Origin of the sequence: Pseudomonas sp. URMO17WK12:I6, assembly GCF_003253625.1 — a bacterium.
Lineage (GTDB): Bacteria > Pseudomonadota > Gammaproteobacteria > Pseudomonadales > Pseudomonadaceae > Aquipseudomonas.
This window is the reverse complement of record NZ_QKYZ01000015.1, coordinates 20,937-43,331: the sequence shown is the minus strand read 5'-3', so window position 1 is coordinate 43,331 and position 22,395 is coordinate 20,937. Positions and strand designations below refer to the sequence as shown.

24 protein-coding genes are annotated in these 22,395 nt (G+C 52.4%); 12 read left to right on the top strand and 12 right to left on the bottom strand.

What is annotated here, in order from left to right; genetic code table 11:
* Positions 1-420 precede the first annotated feature (420 nt).
* From F475_RS23525 to F475_RS23515, 3 genes are all read left to right on the top strand, one after another.
* A complete protein-coding gene (locus tag F475_RS23525; RefSeq protein WP_111454843.1) occupies positions 421-669 on the top strand; it encodes a hypothetical protein in 249 nt (82 codons plus the stop codon).
* 36 nt (positions 670-705) lie between these two features.
* Positions 706-1,563, top strand: coding sequence for a hypothetical protein (locus tag F475_RS23520; protein WP_111454842.1), 858 nt, complete (start codon positions 706-708; stop codon positions 1,561-1,563).
* A 558-nt stretch (positions 1,564-2,121) separates the two neighbouring features.
* Positions 2,122-2,574, top strand: a complete 453-nt coding sequence (locus F475_RS23515; RefSeq protein ID WP_111454841.1) for a DUF6367 family protein — start codon at positions 2,122-2,124, stop codon at positions 2,572-2,574.
* A gap of 75 nt (positions 2,575-2,649) precedes the next feature.
* Here the strand turns inward: F475_RS23515 and F475_RS23510 are convergent, their stop codons facing one another.
* Positions 2,650-3,237 (bottom strand): hypothetical protein, encoded by a 588-nt coding sequence (locus F475_RS23510; protein ID WP_111454840.1) that lies wholly within the window; start codon positions 3,235-3,237, stop codon positions 2,650-2,652.
* On the bottom strand, positions 3,227-4,357 hold the full coding sequence (locus tag F475_RS23505; RefSeq protein ID WP_111454839.1) for an XRE family transcriptional regulator: 1,131 nt from the start codon (positions 4,355-4,357) through the stop codon (positions 3,227-3,229). The genes F475_RS23510 and F475_RS23505 overlap by 11 nt, the downstream gene beginning before the upstream one ends.
* 454 nt (positions 4,358-4,811) lie before the next feature.
* Between F475_RS23505 and F475_RS23500 the strand changes: the two genes are divergently transcribed.
* The 3 genes from F475_RS23500 to F475_RS23485 all read left to right on the top strand — a co-directional run bounded on the left by F475_RS23500 (position 4,812) and on the right by F475_RS23485 (position 8,832).
* A complete protein-coding gene (locus F475_RS23500) occupies positions 4,812-6,524 on the top strand; it encodes an AAA family ATPase (protein WP_111454838.1) in 1,713 nt (570 codons plus the stop codon).
* The gene (locus F475_RS23495) at positions 6,514-7,374 is read left to right on the top strand and encodes a hypothetical protein (protein WP_111454837.1); all 861 of its coding nucleotides are present in this window, start codon (positions 6,514-6,516) and stop codon (positions 7,372-7,374) included. Before F475_RS23500 ends, F475_RS23495 begins: the two co-directional genes overlap by 11 nt.
* A gap of 870 nt (positions 7,375-8,244) precedes the next feature.
* Positions 8,245-8,832: a sce7726 family protein gene (locus tag F475_RS23485; protein WP_111454836.1), complete on the top strand. Its 588-nt coding sequence runs from the start codon at positions 8,245-8,247 to the stop codon at positions 8,830-8,832.
* Here F475_RS23485 and F475_RS23480 read toward each other — a convergent pair.
* Genes F475_RS23480 through F475_RS23470 form a run of 3 tightly spaced genes read right to left on the bottom strand, consistent with a single transcriptional unit; the run spans position 8,791 to position 11,363 of the window.
* Positions 8,791-9,867 carry a hypothetical protein gene (locus F475_RS23480; RefSeq protein ID WP_111454835.1) on the bottom strand — a complete coding sequence of 359 codons (1,077 nt, stop codon included), beginning with the start codon at positions 9,865-9,867 and terminating at the stop codon, positions 8,791-8,793. The two genes, F475_RS23485 and F475_RS23480, sit on opposite strands and share 42 nt — an antisense overlap.
* Positions 9,860-10,726, bottom strand: a complete 867-nt coding sequence (locus F475_RS23475; RefSeq protein ID WP_111454834.1) for an ImmA/IrrE family metallo-endopeptidase — start codon at positions 10,724-10,726, stop codon at positions 9,860-9,862. Before F475_RS23475 ends, F475_RS23480 begins: the two co-directional genes overlap by 8 nt.
* Positions 10,719-11,363, bottom strand: a complete 645-nt coding sequence (locus F475_RS23470; RefSeq protein ID WP_177431129.1) for a hypothetical protein — start codon at positions 11,361-11,363, stop codon at positions 10,719-10,721. Before F475_RS23470 ends, F475_RS23475 begins: the two co-directional genes overlap by 8 nt.
* 947 nt (positions 11,364-12,310) lie before the next feature.
* Here F475_RS23470 and F475_RS23465 point away from each other — a divergent pair.
* Positions 12,311-12,865, top strand: a complete 555-nt coding sequence (locus tag F475_RS23465; RefSeq protein ID WP_111454832.1) for a magnesium transporter — start codon at positions 12,311-12,313, stop codon at positions 12,863-12,865.
* Between the two features lie 51 nt (positions 12,866-12,916).
* Here the strand turns inward: F475_RS23465 and F475_RS23460 are convergent, their stop codons facing one another.
* From F475_RS23460 to F475_RS23440, 5 genes are read right to left on the bottom strand one after another with little or no spacing between them, the layout of a single operon-like run.
* Positions 12,917-13,234, bottom strand: coding sequence for a cytochrome C oxidase subunit IV family protein (locus F475_RS23460; RefSeq protein WP_007935708.1), 318 nt, complete (start codon positions 13,232-13,234; stop codon positions 12,917-12,919).
* Positions 13,235-13,247: 13 nt separating this feature from the next.
* Positions 13,248-13,961 carry a heme-copper oxidase subunit III family protein gene (locus tag F475_RS23455; RefSeq protein ID WP_026286474.1) on the bottom strand — a complete coding sequence of 238 codons (714 nt, stop codon included), beginning with the start codon at positions 13,959-13,961 and terminating at the stop codon, positions 13,248-13,250.
* A 6-nt stretch (positions 13,962-13,967) separates the two neighbouring features.
* Positions 13,968-14,654, bottom strand: coding sequence for a cytochrome c oxidase subunit 3 (locus F475_RS23450; RefSeq protein WP_111454831.1), 687 nt, complete (start codon positions 14,652-14,654; stop codon positions 13,968-13,970).
* Positions 14,651-16,426: a cytochrome c oxidase subunit I gene (gene ctaD / locus F475_RS23445; protein ID WP_111454830.1), complete on the bottom strand. Its 1,776-nt coding sequence runs from the start codon at positions 16,424-16,426 to the stop codon at positions 14,651-14,653. Before ctaD ends, F475_RS23450 begins: the two co-directional genes overlap by 4 nt.
* Positions 16,427-16,474: 48 nt before the next feature.
* Positions 16,475-17,947 (bottom strand): cytochrome c oxidase subunit II, encoded by a 1,473-nt coding sequence (locus F475_RS23440; protein ID WP_111454829.1) that lies wholly within the window; start codon positions 17,945-17,947, stop codon positions 16,475-16,477.
* 307 nt (positions 17,948-18,254) lie between these two features.
* Between F475_RS23440 and F475_RS23435 the strand changes: the two genes are divergently transcribed.
* The 3 genes from F475_RS23435 to F475_RS23425 all read left to right on the top strand — a co-directional run bounded on the left by F475_RS23435 (position 18,255) and on the right by F475_RS23425 (position 19,493).
* On the top strand, positions 18,255-18,602 hold the full coding sequence (locus F475_RS23435; protein ID WP_111454828.1) for a hypothetical protein: 348 nt from the start codon (positions 18,255-18,257) through the stop codon (positions 18,600-18,602).
* Between the two features lie 267 nt (positions 18,603-18,869).
* Positions 18,870-19,049: a type II toxin-antitoxin system HicA family toxin gene (locus F475_RS23430; protein ID WP_007984690.1), complete on the top strand. Its 180-nt coding sequence runs from the start codon at positions 18,870-18,872 to the stop codon at positions 19,047-19,049.
* 36 nt (positions 19,050-19,085) lie between these two features.
* Entirely contained in the window at positions 19,086-19,493 is a 408-nt protein-coding gene (locus F475_RS23425; protein WP_064619786.1) for a type II toxin-antitoxin system HicB family antitoxin, read from the top strand.
* Between the two features lie 51 nt (positions 19,494-19,544).
* Here F475_RS23425 and tam read toward each other — a convergent pair whose 3' ends face one another.
* Together tam and F475_RS23415 are read right to left on the bottom strand one after the other, a co-directional pair.
* On the bottom strand, positions 19,545-20,312 hold the full coding sequence (tam, locus tag F475_RS23420; protein WP_111454827.1) for a trans-aconitate 2-methyltransferase: 768 nt from the start codon (positions 20,310-20,312) through the stop codon (positions 19,545-19,547).
* A 71-nt stretch (positions 20,313-20,383) separates the two neighbouring features.
* On the bottom strand, positions 20,384-20,713 hold the full coding sequence (locus tag F475_RS23415) for a YXWGXW repeat-containing protein (protein WP_018926816.1): 330 nt from the start codon (positions 20,711-20,713) through the stop codon (positions 20,384-20,386).
* Positions 20,714-21,154: 441 nt separating this feature from the next.
* Here F475_RS23415 and F475_RS23410 point away from each other — a divergent pair, with 441 nt between their 5' ends.
* The gene (locus F475_RS23410; RefSeq protein ID WP_086944821.1) at positions 21,155-21,658 is read left to right on the top strand and encodes an inclusion body family protein; all 504 of its coding nucleotides are present in this window, start codon (positions 21,155-21,157) and stop codon (positions 21,656-21,658) included.
* Between the two features lie 126 nt (positions 21,659-21,784).
* Positions 21,785-22,324, top strand: coding sequence for an AidA/PixA family protein (locus F475_RS23405; RefSeq protein WP_111454826.1), 540 nt, complete (start codon positions 21,785-21,787; stop codon positions 22,322-22,324).
* Positions 22,325-22,395: the final 71 nt, after the last annotated feature.

The following is a 22,395-nucleotide window of genomic DNA, read 5'->3' as shown; positions in this document are numbered from 1 at the left end:
CGGTAGGGCCTCCTAGCCCGACTAGGTCGGGAACCCCACATAACCATCCGCAGCATGCTGCGTCGTACGGTAGAGAGAATATCACCGTGTCACGTCTGTTCGTCACAACCGTAACGCACATCGGTAGTGAAATGGGAGGGAAACAGACCTAGACCAGAGGTCTGAATAAATGGGTGCAATGGCAGATATATGCTAAACCCTAGGTAGGTTCGCAGTGGTCCACAGGCCGATACAAGGCTATTGCTGTCGGGTAGCCAGGGTAATATCCTTCGCCGCCGCATCAAAGGTGGCAGGTCTATCGCGCCGTATCGACAGTCAAAGGCTGTCCGTGGTCTCCTAGTACCGATCTCCTATGTCACTTTCAACAAGGAAGCTGCTCCGCTGTCAAATGGATGACGAACCTACTAAAGGAGAACGAAGATGAGCAAAAGTCGTGAGCATAAAAGCCTGATGGATAGGTTGAAAGGCTACTACATGGGTGCAGAGCGCGATGCCGCGAAAACAACACCGTTCTACGTCACTGGAGACGGCGTGATGTTTGCTAATCCTAAAGAAGTGATTCGCTCGCAAGCCGTGCAGCACCAATTGTCGGCGTTTGAGTCGTTGAGGACTGAGATGCAGGACAAAAAGAACGATGATGCCGATAAACGGGCTGCTCAAGGCGATTAGACAAGGCGTTTAATCGCCGCCTAAGGATGGGTTTGAATGCTCAAAGCAGCGTTAGCATTTTTCCCGTTGATAGCGGGCTATCTTTTTGTAACCACTTGGCACAAAACGAGATACCTCATCAAGCGTGAGGACTCCCAAAAAATCTATATCAGAGCCGCTTTTTGGGGCCTCTGGCTCTTCCTTCTAGCGTTTACTTTCGTCACCTCGATCAAACAGGACGTGGAGCCGTATCTGGCATTCGTACGGGTATGGGCAGATCTAGCAATCCTTCAAGACTCTAGCGACCGGCAGACAGACACAGCTTTTTGGGTGCTCGTCCTATTCTCCACATTAGCTCTGGGAATGTTTGGCGGTTACCTGCTCAACTGGGGCCTGGCCTTCGGAACCATTTCTAGAAAAGAGTTTTTTCGGTTACTCGTACGTCGAATTAAACACCGCGACCCTCATTTTTTTCGCCAAATCTATGACTACTCAACCCGCGCAGCACTCAAAAAAGTAATACGTGATTTGAATGCCGACCTTGAAATCATCGTAATGAGGGCATTGGAGCTTACGATGCCCGTCTCCGTAACTATGGGGAACGGCAAGGTTTATATAGGTTATGTGACTGGGGCGATTGATCCTGGAGACAAACGCGACATGCTCCGGATTTTGCCTGTGGTGAGTGGTTATCGTGCGGGAGAGGAAATGACGCTTCGTTTCACAACTTGGTACACAACGGTATATCAGCGTTTCAAGGAGGATGAGTCATTAAGCCACCTAAACCCTGAGTTGTTTGAAGTGGCCTTTCCTCTGAGCGAAATCAGAGCGATCAATCTGTTTGATGCCGAGGCATATCAAGCCTTTCAGCAGGAAAATGCTCCGGCCGTTCGAATTTACCTCCCCGATCCATAGCTCTCTACCTCCTCACGCAACATTACGACCTGCTTCACATGAGTCGCAGCCTGTAGCGCCGTAGGCGCCCCCCCCAGCTTACTCTCAGGCCGGAAGCATTTGCGGCCATGATGCAAAAGTTTGATGGAAGCAGGAATGGATGGTCAGCCAGCTACAACGCAAACATCACCGTCTAAGCCTGACCCGAAGGGTTGACGCTGTCGTTGCCCGAGGCAGGGAGCTAGGGTAACGACAGCCCTCCGCTAACGGTGGCATGCCCTCACTGCTTCCCAAGTTCAAACCAATACGACGAGGGCCGAAATGGCCCACGATAAACTTAGCGAGCAAGAGGCCAACATCTGGGTGTAAGCAAGTGCGATGATAATGCCGGCAAGCATCGCGCGGGTCTCCGAGGGTGGGGCATTCTAGAGGGGCATCCAGGAGATGCTTTCGCATTAAACTACGTATACGCGGCTTATGAACTGCCGTTTATTGAAGCACAATTATTCGCAGGTTCCGATGAATGTTTGAACCTTGAACTTACAGCTAGGAAATTGAAGATACATAGGAGAAGGAAGGATGAAGCTACAGGATATTCTAGGTAATGACTCTCTTGAGGAAATTGAGGATGTATCAGTCTTCCTTCCTACAGAGCTGCTTCGTCAAAGCGGTATTGCACTGGAGAGCTACTGGCAGCAAGACAGTAGTGGTTGGAGCTATCGTGTTGATCCGGAAAATCCGAACATACCACTGCAGCGTCATGTCCATATCGCCAAGACGAAGCACACCCAGAGCAAGGATTTGCAGGTGTCATGGAATGTTGATGGCTCTCGACATGACAAGAAGTCATTCAATGCATCCCTTGGAGCGCAACACTTCCCGCAAGAGCTGGCGAGACGTGTCCTGAACCTTGCCGATAGTGTTGTGCTCGAGGATTTTGGCTCCAAAGAGATTCGCATTCTTAGCGACGAAGCGACGTTCTCGACGGATGGCAAAGAAGCCTTCGTTCGCTTTTCGTTGAGTCTTAGCTGATCTGTCCGGCTGGCCCCTTTTTTGTTCATGACATGCAGGGCCAGCTGCATCTTTTTCAAAGCCCCGGCATCAGGTCTAGGTGTTATTGCCAGCAAGGTTGTTCAACCGGCACTGCAGTGCTATGCCGTAGGCTGTCGAAAGATGGCGGGCCAGAGAACCACCCATTTCGATGTGTTGGGATAAAACCGTCTGGTGATCCGCATCTGTAAGGATGTTTGTAAAGATGAGCCAGGAATGCAGGTGTGGGGTTGTTTGGGTAATCGCTTGAGCAACGCTTTCTGAGAGAGCTCTCGCCTTGCGATCATCGGTAATGAATGCTTGGCGGATCCTACTTGCGAAGGCGATCGATGATAGCTCGCCTTTACCTAGTCTTCTTCGGCTTTCAAGATTTGCGATGGCTTGGAGATCGTCAATACTACAGGAATGCGACGAAAATTTACCCTTGGCCTGCTCTTGCTTTAGGCGCTCTTTCAGCTCTAGGTCGGCTTCGGTGGGGGCTGTGCGAGGCTTGACCAGGCATTCGTAAAGGACGAAACCCGTCATGCAGAACTCGCATTTGGCTTCCTGAGCTGCCGCATACAGCTGACGCGAGGACAAAATGTTCCAAACCGAGCAGGTGTCGGCCACATTGATCTTGTGGAATTTCGATGGATCAATAGCCATGTATTGTCCTTCCATACAGGGAAGCAAGTGCCGCCAGTTCGCCATAGCCGCAAAGGAGAGCTTCGGCGAGCCTGCCGAGGCTGATAATGCCTTGGCTATGCGCATCTAGGCAGAGCCTCACATAGTGATCGGACAGCCCACGTTCGAGTAGCGCAGCTTTTCTGGAGCGTTGTTGGGGGGTGAGGCTCTCTGGTAGTTCGGGGTCTATCTTTGCTTGCCGAGTAACACGATAACCTCGGATACGTCGACTGGTTTCAAGGTCAGCTCGCTGTGCAGTCTTTAAGGCAATTCCTAAGGCGTCACAGCTAACTCGAAACTTATTCGCCCACTCTTGAGCGTCCACTTCAGACCAGGTAGCCGGGTCGGAAAGCAAGCTGAGTGTTTCTGGAGGCATGAGGTAGCAGGAGGCGAACCTGTTTGCCCGCACTTCCCTGATGTCTTTGTCCCCCGGAATGGTCACGCCTGCCCCTTCTTCACTATCAAAAATACAGTGAGCCATTTCGTGCGCAGCACTGAATCGTTGTCGGTATACATCCTCGTTGTAGTTGACCAAAATGCATTTGCCAGCGACAGGGTGCATCACAAAGAGACCTGAGATTTTGGAGTTGTCTAACTTTCGCCGGAACACATGTACACCGACTGAGCGAAACTCGGAGTAGATGTCTCGGGGCACCTCTCGGTCGGTATGACCCATTTGCCGGCGAAATTCCTTTGCCGCGCCTTCGGCATGAGCGAGGAAGTAGTTACCCCGTGGGGTGTAGGCAAAGGTACTGGCAGCACCACGGAGCTCTTGGGTTAAAAACTCTTCGGTTTCGCAGAGGTACAGAAACTCTTGAATGGCAGAGCGATCTTCCTTCGAGAACTCACGGCCATGCGCCCGGTAGAGCGTTTCAGTTTGCTTAAATGGGGCGACCTGCTCGTTTGATATAAAGAATTTGAAGTCGCATCGATAGTAGTCGGCAAGGATGAGCACCTCATCTCCTGTAGGCTCCAGTACACCCCTCTCGATATTATTCAGGCGTTCAACGTTGATGGCTGTGAAGGCTGCTATTTCGTCAACGGTTCGCTGAAGCTGGATACGATAGCGATGGAGCTTGTCGCCTAGGGCCTGGAGATTCATGCGGGGGTCGGCTTCCTATAAGGTAATGCTTCGAGACATCATAGCTCGGTTTTTTAAGCGCCCCTTCTCTAGACCCGACTACGTTTCCTTGCCGAAGCGAGAATCGGCGCATCCGTAAAAGGATCATAGCCAATGCGAATCTTCGCTCGCCTTGGCCCCTCGTTGAGGTAGCATTCTCGAAACCGGCTGCGCCCACAAGCTCCACCTGCGCGCCACACAGTTCCAAGGAGGAAATCCATGTTCGACAAAGCTAGTTGTTTGTCCTTGCTTGAAGACGACTATCACCAATATGAGCTTGGGCCTGTGGCCCATGCACCTCAGATGGCGCTTACTGAGCTACGCCCAACCGCTGACCAACTTGATAATAGTGTTCCTCTGCCGGGCCGAATAACAGGTAAGGAGATGCCTTAGTGCTCCGAAGATCCTCAAGAACTCTTGTCAAGGAAGGTGTCGTATGAAAGTGTATTACCACGCAGGAACTGACTGGAACAGAACTCCATCCAATCTAAAAACAGAAAAAAACCTGCTCGCACTCTCATATAATAACTGGGACGACTACAGCGTGAGAACGACGCTGAATGCCGTATTCTACTACGAAAATAAAAGCATTCTTGAATTTAGCCTTAAACTTTTGATTGAGGGCGATGTAGACTCTCCGATAAAACTTAATGCCATGCGTAAGGATGGATGGGACGGCTTCTTTCCTATTCCGAAAACAAACTATGTGTCTGTCCCAAGTGATATCGAATTTTACGACGCACTGATCACCAAGCTTGGCGTTCAGGAAGCTAAAAATATTCTGTTGTTAATTAGAGATGCAGGCTACCTAATTAATATTTCTGGCGACAAAGCTGCGAAGCTCCTTACAGCCGATTCCAGTTTTGAAACCTCTCCGTTACGAGAAGCTGGCGCACGCAAATCATTCTCCGACGGTTGGAAAGCCTTCACCGGGAGTTCGTTGTCGATCCAAGACTTTACTCTCTACACACCAAGTCGTAATTTGCAAGGTGTTGACTCGATCAGATTTAGATTCAACTCAGAAACGTTGCCGTATGATATCAACGTATTGATTGGGCCAAACGGCATCGGAAAATCTCACACGCTTAAAAACCTAGTCGAGTATTGGCTAGGCATGGCAGGCGGATCCCAGCGAGAGCTTAGCAAGACGAAGCACAAGCCATTTGATGTTAGCCCGAATATATCAAGGCTCATTCTTATCTCGTATAGCCCTTTTGAAGATTTTGTGCTCGATTTATCCAAGTCAAAACTGAATGACAAAACAGCTTATAAATACTTTGGCTTCAGAAGGGGGGCTGTGTCAGCCGCAGGGAAGCGCCAAAGCACTATCAGCCGAAACTTGCCAGCAAGCGACTCTGTCGAGTCTATATTTAAGGCTTTCGAAGATGACGAATCTTTTGCTTATCTAAGCAACTGGACATCTAAGATCGACACTATCTGGGACGTCCTACAGCCGGCGCTGAATTTTGAAAAAATCGTCGTCGAGGTTGATCAGAAGTATGAACTACCCATCTCACTTAAGAGGTTTTTAATTGAGGGTAAAGATCAGAAAAAATATATGGAATTGAATGGTAGTTCTTTCAGCAAACTTCACAAGCTGGATCCTAGTTTTGATGGTCTTGTAATTGCCAAGGAAGGTGTCGTCTTTCTGAGGGATTCCGAGCGGTTGGATTTGAGTTCTGGTCAGCGGCTTTTTGTATATATGGTTATTAACATTTTAGGACAAATTAAAGCGGAAAGTCTGATTGTTGTGGATGAGCCTGAGCTGTTTTTGCATCCGACTTTTGAAGTTGAATTCATAATGCTTTTGAAAAAAGTCCTGGCAGCTTTTAACTCAAAAGCAATACTTGCAACACACTCTCTCGCAATAGCTCGCGAAATACCTGCAAACTGCATGCATGTTTACCGAAAAGGCAAACATGGCGTGGAAATTGATTATCCGCCTTTTGAGACCTTCGGAGGTGATATGCAGAGAATATCCTCATATGTCTTTGGTGATAGCAAACTAACTAAGCCGTTTGCACAGTGGATCGATAGAGCCGTCCAAGATGCTGGGAGCCCCAAGAAGCTTTTGGCTAAACTAAAAGGAGAGTTGAATGAAGAGATGACCATCAAAATTCTAAACGCAGGAGTTCCTGATGGTCGCTAAAATCCCAAGACCTGGCGAAGACTGCATCGACGTTTTAAATCTTGTTCTTGGAGAACGAGTAAAATTTCGGAAATTTTATGGGCGGATAGCGCCCGCTCTTTCCGCCCAGTACGTATTGTACGAAGAGCAAAAGGGCTGCCCTTCTGGGATGCCACCATTAGAGCTGAGCAACTACGTTGACTCAGAGGCTGAGGTCGATGCCCGTAAAAAGTCGTTGATTGGATTGTACGCTCCAGACAAGGGGAAACACCCCTTTAACGAACTAGAAAAGCTCAGGAAAAAAAACAAACTTCTTGCGTGCCCTATTTGCGGGGAGCCGGGAAGGCCAAGGACACTTGACCATTGTTTGCCGAAGACGACATATCCAGAGTTTTCTATAAATTTGCTTAACCTAGTTCCCGCCTGTGACTGGTGCCAGGGTGAGAAACTTGCAGATTATAAAAACCCTGCAGGTTCGAGAAGTTTTATTCACCCCTATTTTGATGATGTAAATCGTCCTTTATACACAATATCTCTGAAGAAACCTTATCTGACTCCTGTCATCTCCCTAAAGGTAAATGCAACCTTGCCATTGGAGCTGCAAGTGCTCGTGGCATCGCATTTAAAGGGTATCGATTTCTGGGAGCGATTCAAAGAATATTTTGAGTCTAGCTATCAAGGTATTATACGCATTGCGAGCTCAGCCCGAGCCGGAGGCCAGATCACTGTAACTGAAGCCATTCGAAGTTCTTACTTGCTGACTGCTGAAAAAGGAGTCAACTGTTGGGATGCGGTTTTATATCGTTCAATACTTGATGATGATCACGTCCTGGACTTCCTTGAGAATGGGAGACTGTCTATATTTCCTTGATGTTAAACCGTTAGCCAAGATGTTAGTTTAGTGCCAAGTCGAGCTCAGCATATCCATTGATATCACTAGAGCCCACTTGGGTGTGTTGGTGCAAGTCGGCTCCCGCGTGGAGCCATCAGGACGCGGTATCCCAGGCATCCATTGCCCCACTCACTGTCTTGTTCCAGCCGAGCTCAGCGTTCTGTAAATTGCGTGCGACTTCCCTATTTACACTGGCATCGACCCAAGACGGTAGACTTTCCTGATCGCCTGAGCAGAGGCTAGTCGTAGCTACCGCGTACCAACCAGTGCTCGTGGACTGGAGGCATACGTAGCGCACTGCTGCTCCACTGGGAAGCCGACGCCAAGCCACCACCTCAATACAGTCCATGGCACTCACTGGAGCCTCTACGGCGGGACTCGCTTCCTGTTCCACCTGGACGTCTGCCGCAGCTTTGAATAGCCCGTTAGGCGTTCCTGGTTTGTGGACAAGATGCTTCAACTGCTCACGTGAGGCGATTATTTGTTCGCGGAGCTCTTCGGGGTCGATAGACATGCCACCACGCTCGGTCGTCGAAAGGGTCTTTAACCCGTTCACCGCGGCGATGAAGTCACGCTCTCACGCTTTCTCCCAGCCGGGGCGGCGGTCGGGGAACAGCCAAGCTGCAAGTCGCTGGAGGTTGACCATGGTGTATTCCGCAGCGCAGGTTGATGCCGGGAGGCCCGATAGGCTAACACTCGAATGCACGCTTATCCCAGAAGATGATGCTCGTGTAGCTTCAAGTGTATTCAGCGCTACCGGTCGGAACGTGCATTGTCTAATCCAATCAGACTCCCAACAGGAAGCTTCATAGGCTAAAATCCCACGTTTGCGTCCACCTGGAGCTCTAAGTGCTCAGAGATAAAGAAATTCGAAGCGCTTTGGTTGACCACTTGATGAAGAGGTCGCCTAAACCTGCTCGAGTGATCGAAGAGCTCACCATCGACAATGGCAATGCCATCGCTGACGTAGTTGCGTGCTACCGTGAGATGCATTGCTACGAAATCAAAGGCGAGACTGATAACGTTCGAAGAATTCTGTCGCAGTCGGAGTTCTACTCTAGGTCGTTCCCGAAACTGACCTTGGTCACCACTGAGAACCATGTGCGCTGGGCAAGGGACAAAATCCCATCCTACTGGGGCATCATTCTTGCCACACCGGTTAAAGATCGGACAATCTTGCGCTACGTCCGCAAAGCCGGTACGAATCCAAAGTTCTCCAAGAAAGATGCCCTTCTCATGCTTTGGAAGGCGGAGTTGACGGCCATTGCGAGCGCGCATCCAGAAGTGATCTTCAAAAAATCCTTCAACCGGGACGCCATTGCTGAGCAGATCAGCTATCAGTTAAGCCGCGACGACGCCTTGGCTGGAATCCAAGGCGCCCTCATCGAAAGACGCTCAAATGTTATTAACCACGAAAGTGATGTGAGCGGCGGTTGAACTTTTTATCCACGTCCCAGGGTTACCCGTTTTCTTTGACCTGACTGGAGCCTTATAACTCCTATCATGAATGTATTGCTCGCCATAAGAATAATGCGGCGTATTTAGCCTGAAGAATGGCTCGTTCACAATCACATCGGAAATATCAAAGTATTGCTTAAACTTGTGAGTTTTAAAGCGCCGCCCACGCACAATAAAGAAAGTATCGTGATAGGTATAGAAAACCTTTGGCGCGGCCCGGCTGCTAATAAACTCAGGTTCCATCTCGAAATCCGAATATTCCGGACTGACCACTCCATAGTCTCCAAACAACACCTCCTTGAAGGCTGGAGTGGAGTTCAAAGCACGCCAGAGTTTGTATTCCTCCCGAGATATATGCGCCTTGGAATTCGTCGAAAGCAGTCCAGCGATAGATGCCGGCACCACTGAGCCAGAGACAACTACTGTGGTGCCAGGGAAGTCTCCCTGGAAGCTAGCCACAAACCGTTCCACTTTTTTCTTGGAATCCACAGGATCGTCGATGATTCGCAGATCAACCAGAAGGAACACTGACTGAGGTTTGGCGACCGCTAAGTCAGCCCACAGAGCCTTAAGATTGCTCTTCGTAAGGTTGTAGCTTTCTATGTCGATCATCTGAAGTCGTATACCGACATTTGTCCCTGGTCGCGACTTGACAAAATCAAGCGCCGCAACGTTATGATCCGGATGTCGATCAAATGCCAAAACAGGCATAACTTGATAATTCGACAGCGTCGCAAGAACTACTCGATACTGCGGAACGCCACCCAAATCGACGCTATCGTCGATATCAAAATTATCAACAAAAAATCTGTAATCTATATCCTTTCCCTGTGCGCTCTTTAGCTCTTTGTCTGCAATCCGCAAGCGATCAATGACTTCATCTTCATCCATCACTTTCTGCGTTCGGGGAATGTCATACATAGGAGCGATTTGATCACGGATCCCTCCATCCAGCACCCCAACACTTTGGATTTCATTCTGCTTAAGCTTAAGAAAAGGAACATATCTAATCATTGGCAAACCCGAAAGCGCTTTTAACGTCCATAGAGTGATGCAATTCAGGGTAAAGCTTGTAATTTCTAGACTGGTGGCGAATCATCCCGGCCATGATGGATGGGTGCACTTCAGCTCTAGAGCAAACATCCAGCAGCTGCTTTCTATCAGCCCTGACATTCCAGGCCATTCGCCAGTATTGGCGAGAGACCAAGCTATCTTTCGCGATAATATTGGCCTCAACCTCGCGATCAGAATCGTTATCCTCTTCAAGGTCGTCCAAAATGGGATTATCGAGATAGTCGTAATGCATATAGATATGGGCAAGCTCGTGCATTAGCGTGAACCAGAAGTTATCGTAGCGATTGTAGCGAAGCGCTATCCCAACAACTGGCGTACCCTGCGACAGCTTGAAAGTACACCCATCCATTTTCATCGACTTGAAGCCAGGCTCCACCACCAGGAGCACCCCATAAGAGTCGGCCAAAATATCGACCAGGGATGTGATGCTATCCGGCTTAAGACTTAGAAGGGCAATTTCCCGGAGTTGTTGAATGCTCAACCCCTGGAAACCAGGCATCATCCGGCTCAGCAAAGTGAACTTGGATTTCTCATTGATCAGCGACAACCAAGCTTGAATCTTGGTCTCTTCCGCAGAGTCATTCTTGCGATAGAGCACCGCGTTGTTATTGGTCGCATTGAGGGCAAGGCGAATGATGAAGTCGTCATACGCCTCACCTGGTCGAGCATGCGTTTTGGCATCCGCTGGCTTCAAGACTTTCTTCAAGCTTGAAAGAGCCACCGTAAACTCAATCGCAGCGTCCCGCGAGGATGGATAAACCTCGAAGTCCTCTGGGAGCCCTTCTGGAGAGTCAGGCATGATGAGCCTCCCCTGCCAGCATCCCAGCTATGTCAGGAGGCGCTTCGAAGTAGCGCAGGTTCTCTTTTTCGGCATCAACGTCGTACTCAATCATGCCCAGGTAGCGGTAGTACCCCTCCGCAGTCGGCAGAGAGTGCAAACAGAACCCTGGACGGTAGCCGAGCGTGTTGATGGCGAAGTGGGAGGCATGGGCAATCAGGATCCGACTGACGCTCCCGAACTGCTTCACATAGTTCGGTCGGTCTCGATTCCAGTACGCGGACGCAACGTAGTCGATGTAGAAAATGCGCTCCCCATCCAGGCGGCTTTCCTTAGGATGGTAGATGACGCACGTCGCCTGGATCCGCCCCTGTGCACTCAGGAAGAACCAGTGGTAATCATCGCTACGGAAAGCGAAGGCTTTATCCAGCCAACTCCAATGGAAATCTGATAACCCGTAGGCGGGCAGTTGGTCGAAAAGCACGTTGGGGTCGTCGACGGCAGCTGGAAAGTCAGCCATCAGCTGCCTCATGATCTGGCGCTTCTCAGTATCCCATTGCTCGCTCAGCTGGAACACATACATCGGTGCCAAGCCTTGCTGGATTTGGTAGGGAACCTGTTGACCTGTATGACGGCATAGAAGTAACGGCTCACCCATGTGGGCATCCTCCCGTACGGGCTTGATCACTCCCCAATCCATTTGGCGTCATCCTAGAAATCCTTATCTGCTGATGGCCCGATGATGCCATCTATCGCGCTATGCCTCAATGACTCTGTTTTGCCGTCTAAATACTGTGCCTACCGTACTAAAAAGGTGTGTCCTTACTAATCGGCCCGCAAATACGTTATGAGAATTTACTGGATATTGCCCGGCGTGATGCCGGCTACGGGGGCAGCCCCCCCGTGATTCAACTGAAACGGTCAGGCGGGCCAAGAGCAAAGCTAGGCTTCAGTAGTCACAATGTGAGCCAAGGCAGACGCGAAGACTCCCAACCCTGCAACCAACGACTACGGGAAGAATCGTCGACCGGCCACCTACACACCTACACGATATTGCTACCTAGGTGTCCTTTAAGGGTTCGATTCCCTTCACCCGCTCCAATCAGATTTCAGTCTCACGTCGTTTTTTGACGGGGGGTGCAGGTAAAGAAAAAACCGGCCTTGATGGCCGGTTTTTTTGTGCCTGGGGTTTGGTGGAATCGGGCTCTGAGGCATCCCCCCATTTTCCTCCGTTGTCCACTGATCGATGAGTAAGTGCTCTCGGGGCGTTAAAGACTACTCTGAAGTCCGTTAGCGTTTTTTTCGGAAAATACGGATTTATTATCAAATTTCATCAAGCGTTAATATTTTCATAGCGTTAGGGATTCCTCTACGAATGGTTAACTGGGGAGCGTCTGGATGTGGCGCTGCAATGCAGAATTCGTCAGCCCCTCAACCGCCCCAGACCTTGACGCCTCCGGCCCCGCATACTAGCGAATGCTATACTTCCTACGGATTGCATGAAGTGTGCAACGTTCCCCACGGGCGCAGATACCGACTGCAAATCTCAGTTTACGGCTGCGGGACAGAGGAGGCCTACGGCCAACACGAGATGGGAGGTGTGGCATGAACCGACACTATTACATCAGTGACAATCTCGACGATCTCGAAGCCCTTGAAACCGAACTGGAAGCCAACGGCATCAATACCGAACAAATTCATGTGCTCAGCGAACAAGTGGCTGATGTTGAAGAACATCATCTCCACGAGGTCAACTCGTTGATGAAACAGGATGTTGTTCACTCTGGCGAGATTGGTGCAGTGGTTGGTGTGCCACTCGCAGCGCTGATCCTTGGCGGTGCCTATTGGCTGGGCTGGACCGAAACCGCCGCAGGCTGGGTACCTTTTATCTTCCTCGCCATTGTTATATTCGGCTTCTGCATCTGGGAAGGCGGCTTTTTTGGTATTCAGGTACCTAACGCGCACTTCCGCAACTTTAAACAGATGGTGGAAAACGGCAAACATATCTTCTTCGTGGATGTTGATCCGAATCAGGAGCCGGTATTGGATCGGGTCATTGAACATCATCCAAAACTGAAGATCGCCGGCACGGGTACGGCATCCCCTCACTGGACAGTCGCCTGGCTGCACAAATGGCATCAGTTCAAGCGAACGATATAACGCCATTTATTGCGGGTTGACCCCGGAGGCTCAAAGCCCTCCGTAAGCTGTTTATTGACCGAAGAAGATGACCCGGCTGAGGAAAACATAATCCGCCTCGGTGGCCATCAACCCGACGAGCACCAGCAAACACAACGGTGGCACCAATATGGCGTAGACCATGGCCAACCGTTCCCAGGCCATGTGCATGAAGATGGAGACAATTAAACCTGCCTTCAACAACATGAAAGTGATAATCAGGGCCCACCGAAGGTAGCCATGGAAGTGAAAGTAATCGACCAGATACGACATCGTGCTGAGGACGAATAACAGCCCCCAGATTTTGAGGTACAAACTGATTGGATGTTGCTGACCCTGAGCATGCGCCATCACCCGTGCTCCTCTACCATAAATAGAAGAAAGCAAAAATAAACACCCACACCAAGTCCACGAAGTGCCAGTAAAGCCCGGCTATTTCGACGTTCTGATAATTTCCGGAGCGCTCATAATCTCCTCGCATGACTTTCATCGCCACAATGCTGAGGTAGATGGCGCCGATTGACACATGCAGCCCGTGGAAACCGGTAATCATGAAGAAGCTGGCCCCAAATTGCGCCGCGCCCATGGGGTTCCCCCAGGGACGCACGCCTTCGGCGATAAGCTTGCTCCATTCAAATGCCTGCATGCTGACGAAGGTCACGCCCAAGGCAGCGGTCGCCAGCATCAGGGCCGTGGTTTTCGCGCGATCACGGCGATAGGCGAAGTTAACGGCCATGGCCATGGTGCCGCTGCTGCTGATCAGCACAAAGGTCATGATGGCGATCAGGATAAGCGGGATTTCTCTGCCGCCGATCGTCAATGCGAACACTTCACTGGGGTTCGGCCAAGGGGCGGTGATGGTCATGCGGACCGACATGTAGCCGGTTAAAAAACAGGTGAATATAAACGTGTCGCTGAGCAGGAATATCCACATCATCGCCTTGCCCCAGGGGACCTGCCTGAAAGCCTCCCTATCCGAGGCCCAGTCGCTGGCGATACCCTGCCATCCCGGGGCAGGCGGCGGGCTTGGTGGATTGGATGAACTTGACTCGGCCGGTGCTAATGGGTGCGATGCCATGGCTTTTCACCTCAGGCCGCAGAATCTGGCGATGGCTTCATAGGTTTGCGGCGTGCTGGTCAGCAGTGCGAAGAGCACGAACCAAAGACCCAATAAGTAGTGCCAATAGGTGGTACAGAGCTCTACGCTGACGCGCAGTTGCGGCAACGGCACGTGACGCAGGAATTTAACGACGGTTATGCCCCAGGCAATCAACCCGCCCAGCAGGTGAAGGCCATGCACACCGGTCAACAGGTAGAAAAAACTGTTGGCCGGATTGCTGGCGACAAAGTAGCCCCAGGCGACAAACTGCTGCCAGACCCAGACTTGTCCCGTCAGAAAAGCAATTGCAAATACCCCCCCCACCACAAAGCCCATGACCGTTGCGTCCAGTCGAGCCTGTCGGGCGGCCATGCGCGACCACTGCAGTGCGATGCAACTCAGTACCAGAAAAGCCGAATTCACCCACAACGGCCATGGGTTGGCTAAAGGCGCCAAGGGGTCTGTCAGGGGGAGCCAGTCGGCCATTTGTGAGCGGGCAATGAAGGCGAGCAGGAAGAGAAAGAATAACGAACTCACCACAGCCAGAAACAAGCGCAGGCCTACCTTTGCGGTTTGGCTTCTATCGGCGGCGGTCTGAATACCTTCAGGATCGCGATTCCAGCTGCCGCCGGGGTCAGCGTCGTCGGCATTTCTCAATAGCAGTCTGTTCATGTTTTAACGTCCGCTATCTTGGTTCCGGCACTGAGTTGCCGCATTTGCTCCAGCTCCTCGGCAGAGACCGTTTGCGGCACGAAATCCTGCTCTATCCCCGGCACGCTGTAGTCATAGGCCCAGCGATGCACCACCGGCAGTTTCGCTCCCCAGTTACCGTGTATCGGTGGGGTGTTCGGCGTTTGCCATTCCAGACTGGCCGCCCCCCAAGGGTTACTGCCCGCGGGTTTGCCTTTAAATACACTCCAGGCCAGGTTGAACACGAACAGCAACTGGGAAACGCCGACGGTCAAAGCGACCACCGTAATGAAGGCATTCAACTCTTGCGCCGACTGCGGGATGAACGCGTAGTTTTCATAGGCGTAGTAACGGCGCGGCATACCCTGGAAACCCAAGTAGTGCATGGGGAAGAAAATGGCGTAGGTACCCAGAAAGGTAATCCAGAAATGCAGCTTGCCCAGGGTGTCGTTAAACATTCGCCCGGTGACTTTCGGGAACCAATGATAGATGCCGCCGAACACCACCAGTACCGGTGCGACCCCCATGACCATATGGAAATGGGCGACGACGAAATAGGTGTCCGAGAGCGGAATGTCCACGATCACATTGCCGAGAAACAACCCGGTCAGACCGCCCACCAGGAAGGTGACAATAAAGGCCAGGGCAAACAGCATCGGCACGGTCAGATGAATGTCGCCCCGCCACAGGGTCAACACCCAGTTGTAGACTTTCAGTGCAGTCGGTACCGCGATGATCAAGGTGGTGACGGCGAAGAAAAAGCCAAAGTACGGGTTCATCCCGCTGACATACATATGGTGCGCCCAGACCACAAAGCTGAGCACGCCAATCGCGATAATCGCCCACACCATCATTCGGTAGCCGAAGATATTTTTACGCGCATGGGTGCTGATCAAGTCGGAGACCAGGCCAAATGCGGGAAGAGCCACGATGTAGACTTCCGGGTGGCCGAAGAACCAGAACAGGTGCTGGAATAATATCGGGCTGCCGCCCTGATGATTGAGCTGCTGCCCCAGCGAGATGATCGCCGGCATAAAGAAGCTGGTGCCCAATAGTTTGTCGAACAGCATCATGACCGCGCTGACAAACAGCGCCGGGAAGGCCAGCAAGGCCATGATCGAGGCCATGAAGATTCCCCATACGGAGAGCGGCATGCGAAACAAGGTCATGCCGTGCGTGCGCGCCTGCAACACCGTGGTGACGTAGTTCAAACCGCCCATGGTGGCGGCGACAATAAAAATCGCCAGTGAGATGAGCATCAGGACAATGCCCCACTCGACCCCCGGTGTCCCCTTGGTGATGGACTGCGGCGGATAGAGCGTCCAGCCCGAACCGGTGGGACCGCCCGGCACAAAGAAACCGGCGAGCAATACCAGTACCGCCACCAGGTAGAACCAGTAGCTCAGCATGTTGACGTAGGGGAAGACCATGTCGCGGGCGCCCACCATCAGTGGGATCAGATAGTTACCGAAGCCACCCAGAAACAGGGCCGTCAGCAAATAAATGACCATGATCATGCCGTGCATGGTCATCGCCTGATAGTAAGTATTGGCGTCCATGAACGCCAAACTGCCGGGGAAGCCTATCTGTAAGCGCATCAAGTCGGACAACACCACGGCGATAAGCCCCACGAACAGAGCCGTCAAGGAGTATTGAATGGCTATGACCTTGTGGTCCTGACTCCAGATGTATTTGGTCAGGAAACTTTTAGGCTCGTGCAGTGCTTCTGTTTCGGCTTGCTCCGCATAGGCCATCACGTCATCCTCCTGTCGAAGTTTCGGTGTACTGCTGGCTGCTTACGGCTATTTCCCTGGCTGCGCCTTGCTCGTATCAGCGTCGGCATTCGCTTTGGATTTGATAAAGGCGATCAGTGCATTCAACTCCTTATCGCTGGGAGCAAAGACCGGCATGACGGGTGCATACCCCTTGACGATTTTGGCAGCGGGATTTAGAACCGAGTCTTTTATATAGCCCTCATCGACCTTGATGCTCGTACCGTCGGCAAGGGTTTCGGTCTTGCCGTACAGACCCTGCCAGCTGGGACCGATGCCCTTGCTGCCATCGACACTGTGGCAGGCCAGGCAGCCGAGCGATTCAGCCAACTGCTGTCCCTGCGCCGCCAGGTCCTCACCTGGGCCCGGCGCTTGGCCGGCAGCAGATTCGTCGCCTTGTCGCGCAGCACCCAGTGATTTGATCAGGGCGATGAGCGCACCCAGTTCATCGTCATTGAGAGTATAGGTCACCATGACCGGCGGGTAGCCTTGTACCAGGCGGGCCTTCGGATCGAGGATCGACTCTTTCAGGTAAGCCTCATCAACCTGCACACTGCTGCCATCGGCAAGCTGTTCAGTGCGGCCATACAAGCCCTTCCATCCCGGGCCGAGACTGGCACTGCCATCCTGGCTATGGCAGGCCCCGCAACCGTATTTTTCGACCAGCTGGCGGCCTTTTTCCAGCACGCTGTCCTGACTGGGCTTGGCAGCTGTCGCTAATGTCTGTGCAAACGTCGGTTGGCTTTTCAGCCATTGATCGAAGGCGCCCTGCTCTTCCACGATCATCTGGCCGCGCATGTTGTAATGACCGACACCACAATATTCAGCGCAAAGAATTTCATACTTTCCGGTTTTGGTTGGAGTAAACCAAAAGTACGACACCATCCCCGGCACCATGTCCATCTTGCTGCGGATTTGCGGAACATAGAAATCGTGCAGCACATCTTTGGATCGCAGTAAAACTTTCACCGGCTTATCGAGCGGAAGACGAACTTCATTGCTTTTTATCAGTACATCGTCCTGCCCGGCAGGATCATTGGGATCAAGGCCGAGGGGGTTGGTGGAATCAACAAATTTGATATCTGACTTACCCAACTTCCCGTCTTGGCCGGGGAAGCGAAAGGCCCACTGCCACTGCTGGGCGATCACTTCAAGTTCATAGGCATTTTTCGGCACCCGGATAAAATCATTATAAACAACCAGGCCTGGCGCCAGCATGGCGATAATACCTACCGAGGTAACGATGATTAACCATAGTTCCAGTTTTTTACTTTCTGGTTGGTAGTGCGCCCTGGCCCCCTCCTTGTGACGATAACGCATCACGGCTACCGCCATGAATACCGTGATGGCGATGAAGAATATTCCGCTAATGATCAGGGTAATGAACAGGGTAGTGTCTATGGATCCCCAGTTGGAAGCTGCCGGTGTTGCATGCCAGGGCGCGAGTATATTGAAGAGTACTGATGCAATAACGATTAGTATCAAGACAATTGCTATTGCCATGTTCTCTTCATCCTGTTCCTGTTGCTCATTGGTTATGCCAAAGCATCGCCGCTGACGTCCAAGCAGGGCAGACAACTGCCACCCATCCCGGTGGCAAAGTCAGTAAGAAGTATAGAGCCATCGGGCTGGACCGTGAGGCGGGCAAGCGAGGTCCGGTTGCCAGCTATACTCAATTTCAGATTACGGACGGCAGCGGCCCCAAAAAACGAACCCTGCCTATGCGTAGCAGTCAGACAAGTGATGGCATTGAGAAGGGACAATAGCCACCGAGTCCAGTAGCCCAGCAGTCCACGATGGAGGTTTTGTCATGAGTGCCCTGACGCTCGAAGGCTGGTGCAAGCCCAGTCCCGACCAGAAGTCCATCCCGGTCGGTGAGATCCATTTTTACGTCGACGGCCCCCTCCATCTGCGTCTGGAGGAAGCTGAAGAACGCCTGCAGAAGACCCATGAGCGTGAAGCCATGGTCGACGTCGACATGAGCACAATGGATTTGGTCTTGCCAGAGGGATGCGGCCCCTTGTCCGATTGCCAAATGCGCGTCTATATACATAAAGAACACGATTACGAGCGAGGTCAGTTCCATTTGGTCGGGCATCGAGCGAGCGATGGCAGCGTGATCTATACCAACGCGGTTATGATTGATCAGTTGCTTTAGAAACGCCGCATGATGCGCGGGAACGCAAAAAACCGGTCCGTAGCGGCCGGTTTTTTATGCCTGAAATTTGAGCATTCCTGGCGCTTCAGCGCTGCGGCAAAACCCTGCAATACAGAAAACGGGTTCTACCCAAACCATCGCGACACACCCTCCTAGACTCGTTTCAGGCCGCTCTTCCATCCGTATCCAGGGTGTATTGGTGGTTATAGTGTTGATTAGTGATTTTCAGTAGGTATAGTAACCACAAGAACACCACAGGGAGGTGATGTGAATAGCCGGTTTTTGATAAGCCAAATCGTCGCGGACGGCTGGTATCTGGTACGAATCAGGGGGAGTCATCACCACTTCAAGCATCCGACCAAGCCTGGACTGGTGACGGTTCCTCACCCGAAAAAGGACCTGCTCAAGAAAACGGCCATTAGTATTTTGCAACAGGCGCTGCTCTGACGAACCGATGGACTGCGCCCTCGGAGGATAACGAACATGCTTTACCCCATCGCGATTTCCATGGGTGATGACGAACACGCCTGGGGCGTAGAAGTTCCGGATATTCCAGGTTGCTTCTCCGCCGGTGAAGATCTGGATGACGCCATGGCCATGGCTCGCGAAGCCATCGAAGGTCATTTCGAGATTCTGGCCGAAGACGGATCACCGATTCCGCCCGCCAACAAAGTGACCCTGCATGCGGCCAATCCACAGTACGCAGGGTGCACGTGGGCCGTGGTGGATATCGATATCACCAAATACCTGGGCAAGGCGCAGAAACTCAACATCACCCTGCCCGGCTATCTGCTCAACCGCATCGATGAGTACGTATTGCACCATCCCGAAGAGAAAAGTCGCTCCGGGTTTCTGGCCTCGGCGGCGCTCAAGGTCTTGCAGCAAAGTTGATAGCCTGAAAATCGGATCAATCAAGGGGACGAATGTGTCCCCTTTGATTCGTCAGCGCGTTGCCACCATGAACAACCGCGGAAACGGCAGCAGCACCGAACCATCGCTCAGCGCCGGATAGGCCCGCTCGATTGCCGTCTGATACTGCTTGAGATAGTGTGCCCGTTCCACGTCATCCAATGGTTCGAGAAAAGGCCGCAAACCGGAGCCCTTGAACCACTCGACCACGCCCGATGCGCCGTCCGCGAGCGGATGATAGTAAGTGGTGCGCCATACATCGACGCGAGTGCAGTGGCCACGCAGCATTGAGTAGTAGCCGCTTGCACCCTCCATTTCCGTTCGCAGGCCGGCAGCCCTTGCCAGCTTGTCAGCCCAAGGGCCGTTCGCTGCGACCTCGCGCATCAACCGGTGCGACGGTTCGTTGAGGTTATCGGGCATCTGGATCGCCAGGCTGCCGCCGGGTGTGAGCCTGTTTACCAGCGACGGCAGCAGCCTGGCGTGATCCGGCACCCACTGCAGCACCGCATTGGCGAAGATCACGTCAAACGGGCCGGTGTCGCTCCAGGTATCAATGTCAGCGACGTCGAAACGTACCTGAGGCAAACGCTTGCGGGCGGCCTCGATCATATCGGTCGAACTGTCCAACCCACGCACCGCGGCATCGGGAAAACGCTGGACCAGCAACTCGGTCGAATTACCGGGGCCACAACCGATATCGATGGCCGAACGGACGTCCGCAGGGATGGCGGCCAGCAAGTCACGCGCCGGGCGCGTGCGCTCATCTTCGAAAGCTACGTATTGTTTGGCGGACCAACTCATATCGCTCTCCTGTCGGGTGCATTGTTGTCGCCAGGGGCAGACAACCGGTTGGCTACGATACATCGTCCGCGTCAGTTAACCCACGCCCCCACCCGCCAATGCCAGCCATCGTTACGTTGCTCCCAGTGCGGATGCACATAACGATACCCCGGTCGCTCCGGGACCCAATGGCCATGAACCGCGACATAACGCCCGCCTTCCCAACGCCAGTACCCCCTGGACCAGAGGTAACCCGGTCGCCCCGCGGGCTCTACCTCGACAACGCGTTCCGGCGGCGGCTGCGGTGCGATGACCTCAACATATTCACGCTCCACCGGACGCCGGTCATGAACGACCCGTTCCTGCACACAACCCGCTGCGGTAACCACCACTGCCAGCAACACCATGTAACGTAACAACATGCCGCCTCCTCTGGCTTGAAAGCCAAGTTGAGTGAACCAGCAAAAAAACGCCCCCTTTTCCACCATGCTCCTGCCTGGTTCACTGCTTTTTTAACAGGTCTTGTCTGTCTATTGCCTGAACCCGGATCACTTGACGATCGGAAAACACAGAGGATCTGGATGAGCCTTTTTTATCGCCAAATCGTAGGAAGTCATAACCTAAATGACCGTTCGTCGACCGACCAGCAAAGCAGTTTTGACAGTATAAAAATGGCATCTATAGTCCTATCGCGGCCTGTTGGAAGGAACCCAACCCGTCATTTCAAGGCAAGGAGCAAGGCCAGCTCGTCCCCGTGATCGAGTGGGTTCCCCAGTAGTGTGTTCGCAACGGCCACAAGGCAAGCAAGCGTTGTCGTGCCTGGTAAGTAGCCAGACAATCACTATGTTAAAAGGAGCTTCACTATGTCTCGAGTCACGGATGTACTTGTTTCCATCGACACTGAAACCATTCTGAAAAACTACCCGAACATCAGCAAAAACCCTGCTTCACCGACGCTGATCGACTGGAAGCACGTCTACATGGTCACCAACCAGGATAACGTGATCAGTGGCCAGGCCGGTGGCGAGCTGGACCTCAAGGCCCAGGTTGGCGATCTGATTCGCTGGCGTGAAACCAGCCTGTCCCAGAGCTTCGAACAGGCCGTGATCTTCTACAAATTCATCGGCAACCAAGGCAACGATCTGATCTCCCCGCCTTCGCCACGCACGGCTACCGCTAGCGTTGCGGTACCCAACCCCAGCAATCCCTCGGTGCCTAGCTGTCAGAAAGTTGCCAACCACTACTGGTCCTCGGAGACCCTGGCGTGTGGTCGCGTGACCTACCATTTCAACTTCCTGATCGTCGACCGCAACTGTCAGATTGTCGGCTGCTGCTCGTGGGACCCGTTCATTTCCATCCATAACTGATGATGGAATCGACCCCTCGGCAACGAGGGGTCACCCCAGTCCGTTGCCGCCTCGGCTGGAACAGGATGTCTTGCTTGAAACCGAAGCGGTTACCGTTTTGCGTCAACATCATGAAAGGAATCCATGATGACTTCCGAACCGATTACCCCCCCTTCAGCGAGTACCCTGACCGCCAATAGCGTGCTGCTGGTCGTCGATGCCGAATCGCTGCTTTCGCGCTATGCGCAACCCAGCCTTGACCCGCAAAAGCCGACCGTGATTGAAGATGGTTTCATCTTCGGCATCAGCGCTACACCAAAAACGAAAAATGTTAAAAATGACAGCAAAATTACACTGACCACCCACAACGGAAAAGTCTTTCATATTCGCGGCAGGACCGTCAGTTTGCTGGCCGAACACAGCGTGGTATTCCACAACATCACGGTGGACGATACCGGGATCCTTTCTCCGCCCAAGCTGATCGTCCACGGCGACCAGACCGTCCCCGCGCCCGACCCCGCCAACCCGAACCAGCCGGGCAGCCACAAGGCCGATGATCATTATTGGGAGTGCTCGCAACTGAGCACGGGCGTGGCAACTTGCGAACTGAGCTTCATGCTGATCAACCAGCGCTGCGAAGCGCTCGGGTATTTCAGCTGGAAGACTGAGGTGACGCTGTCGGCGTGAATAAAGATTATCGAGTAGGAGGCGGCTTCACAGCCGTCGTCCTCTCACACCACCGTACGTACGGAAACGAG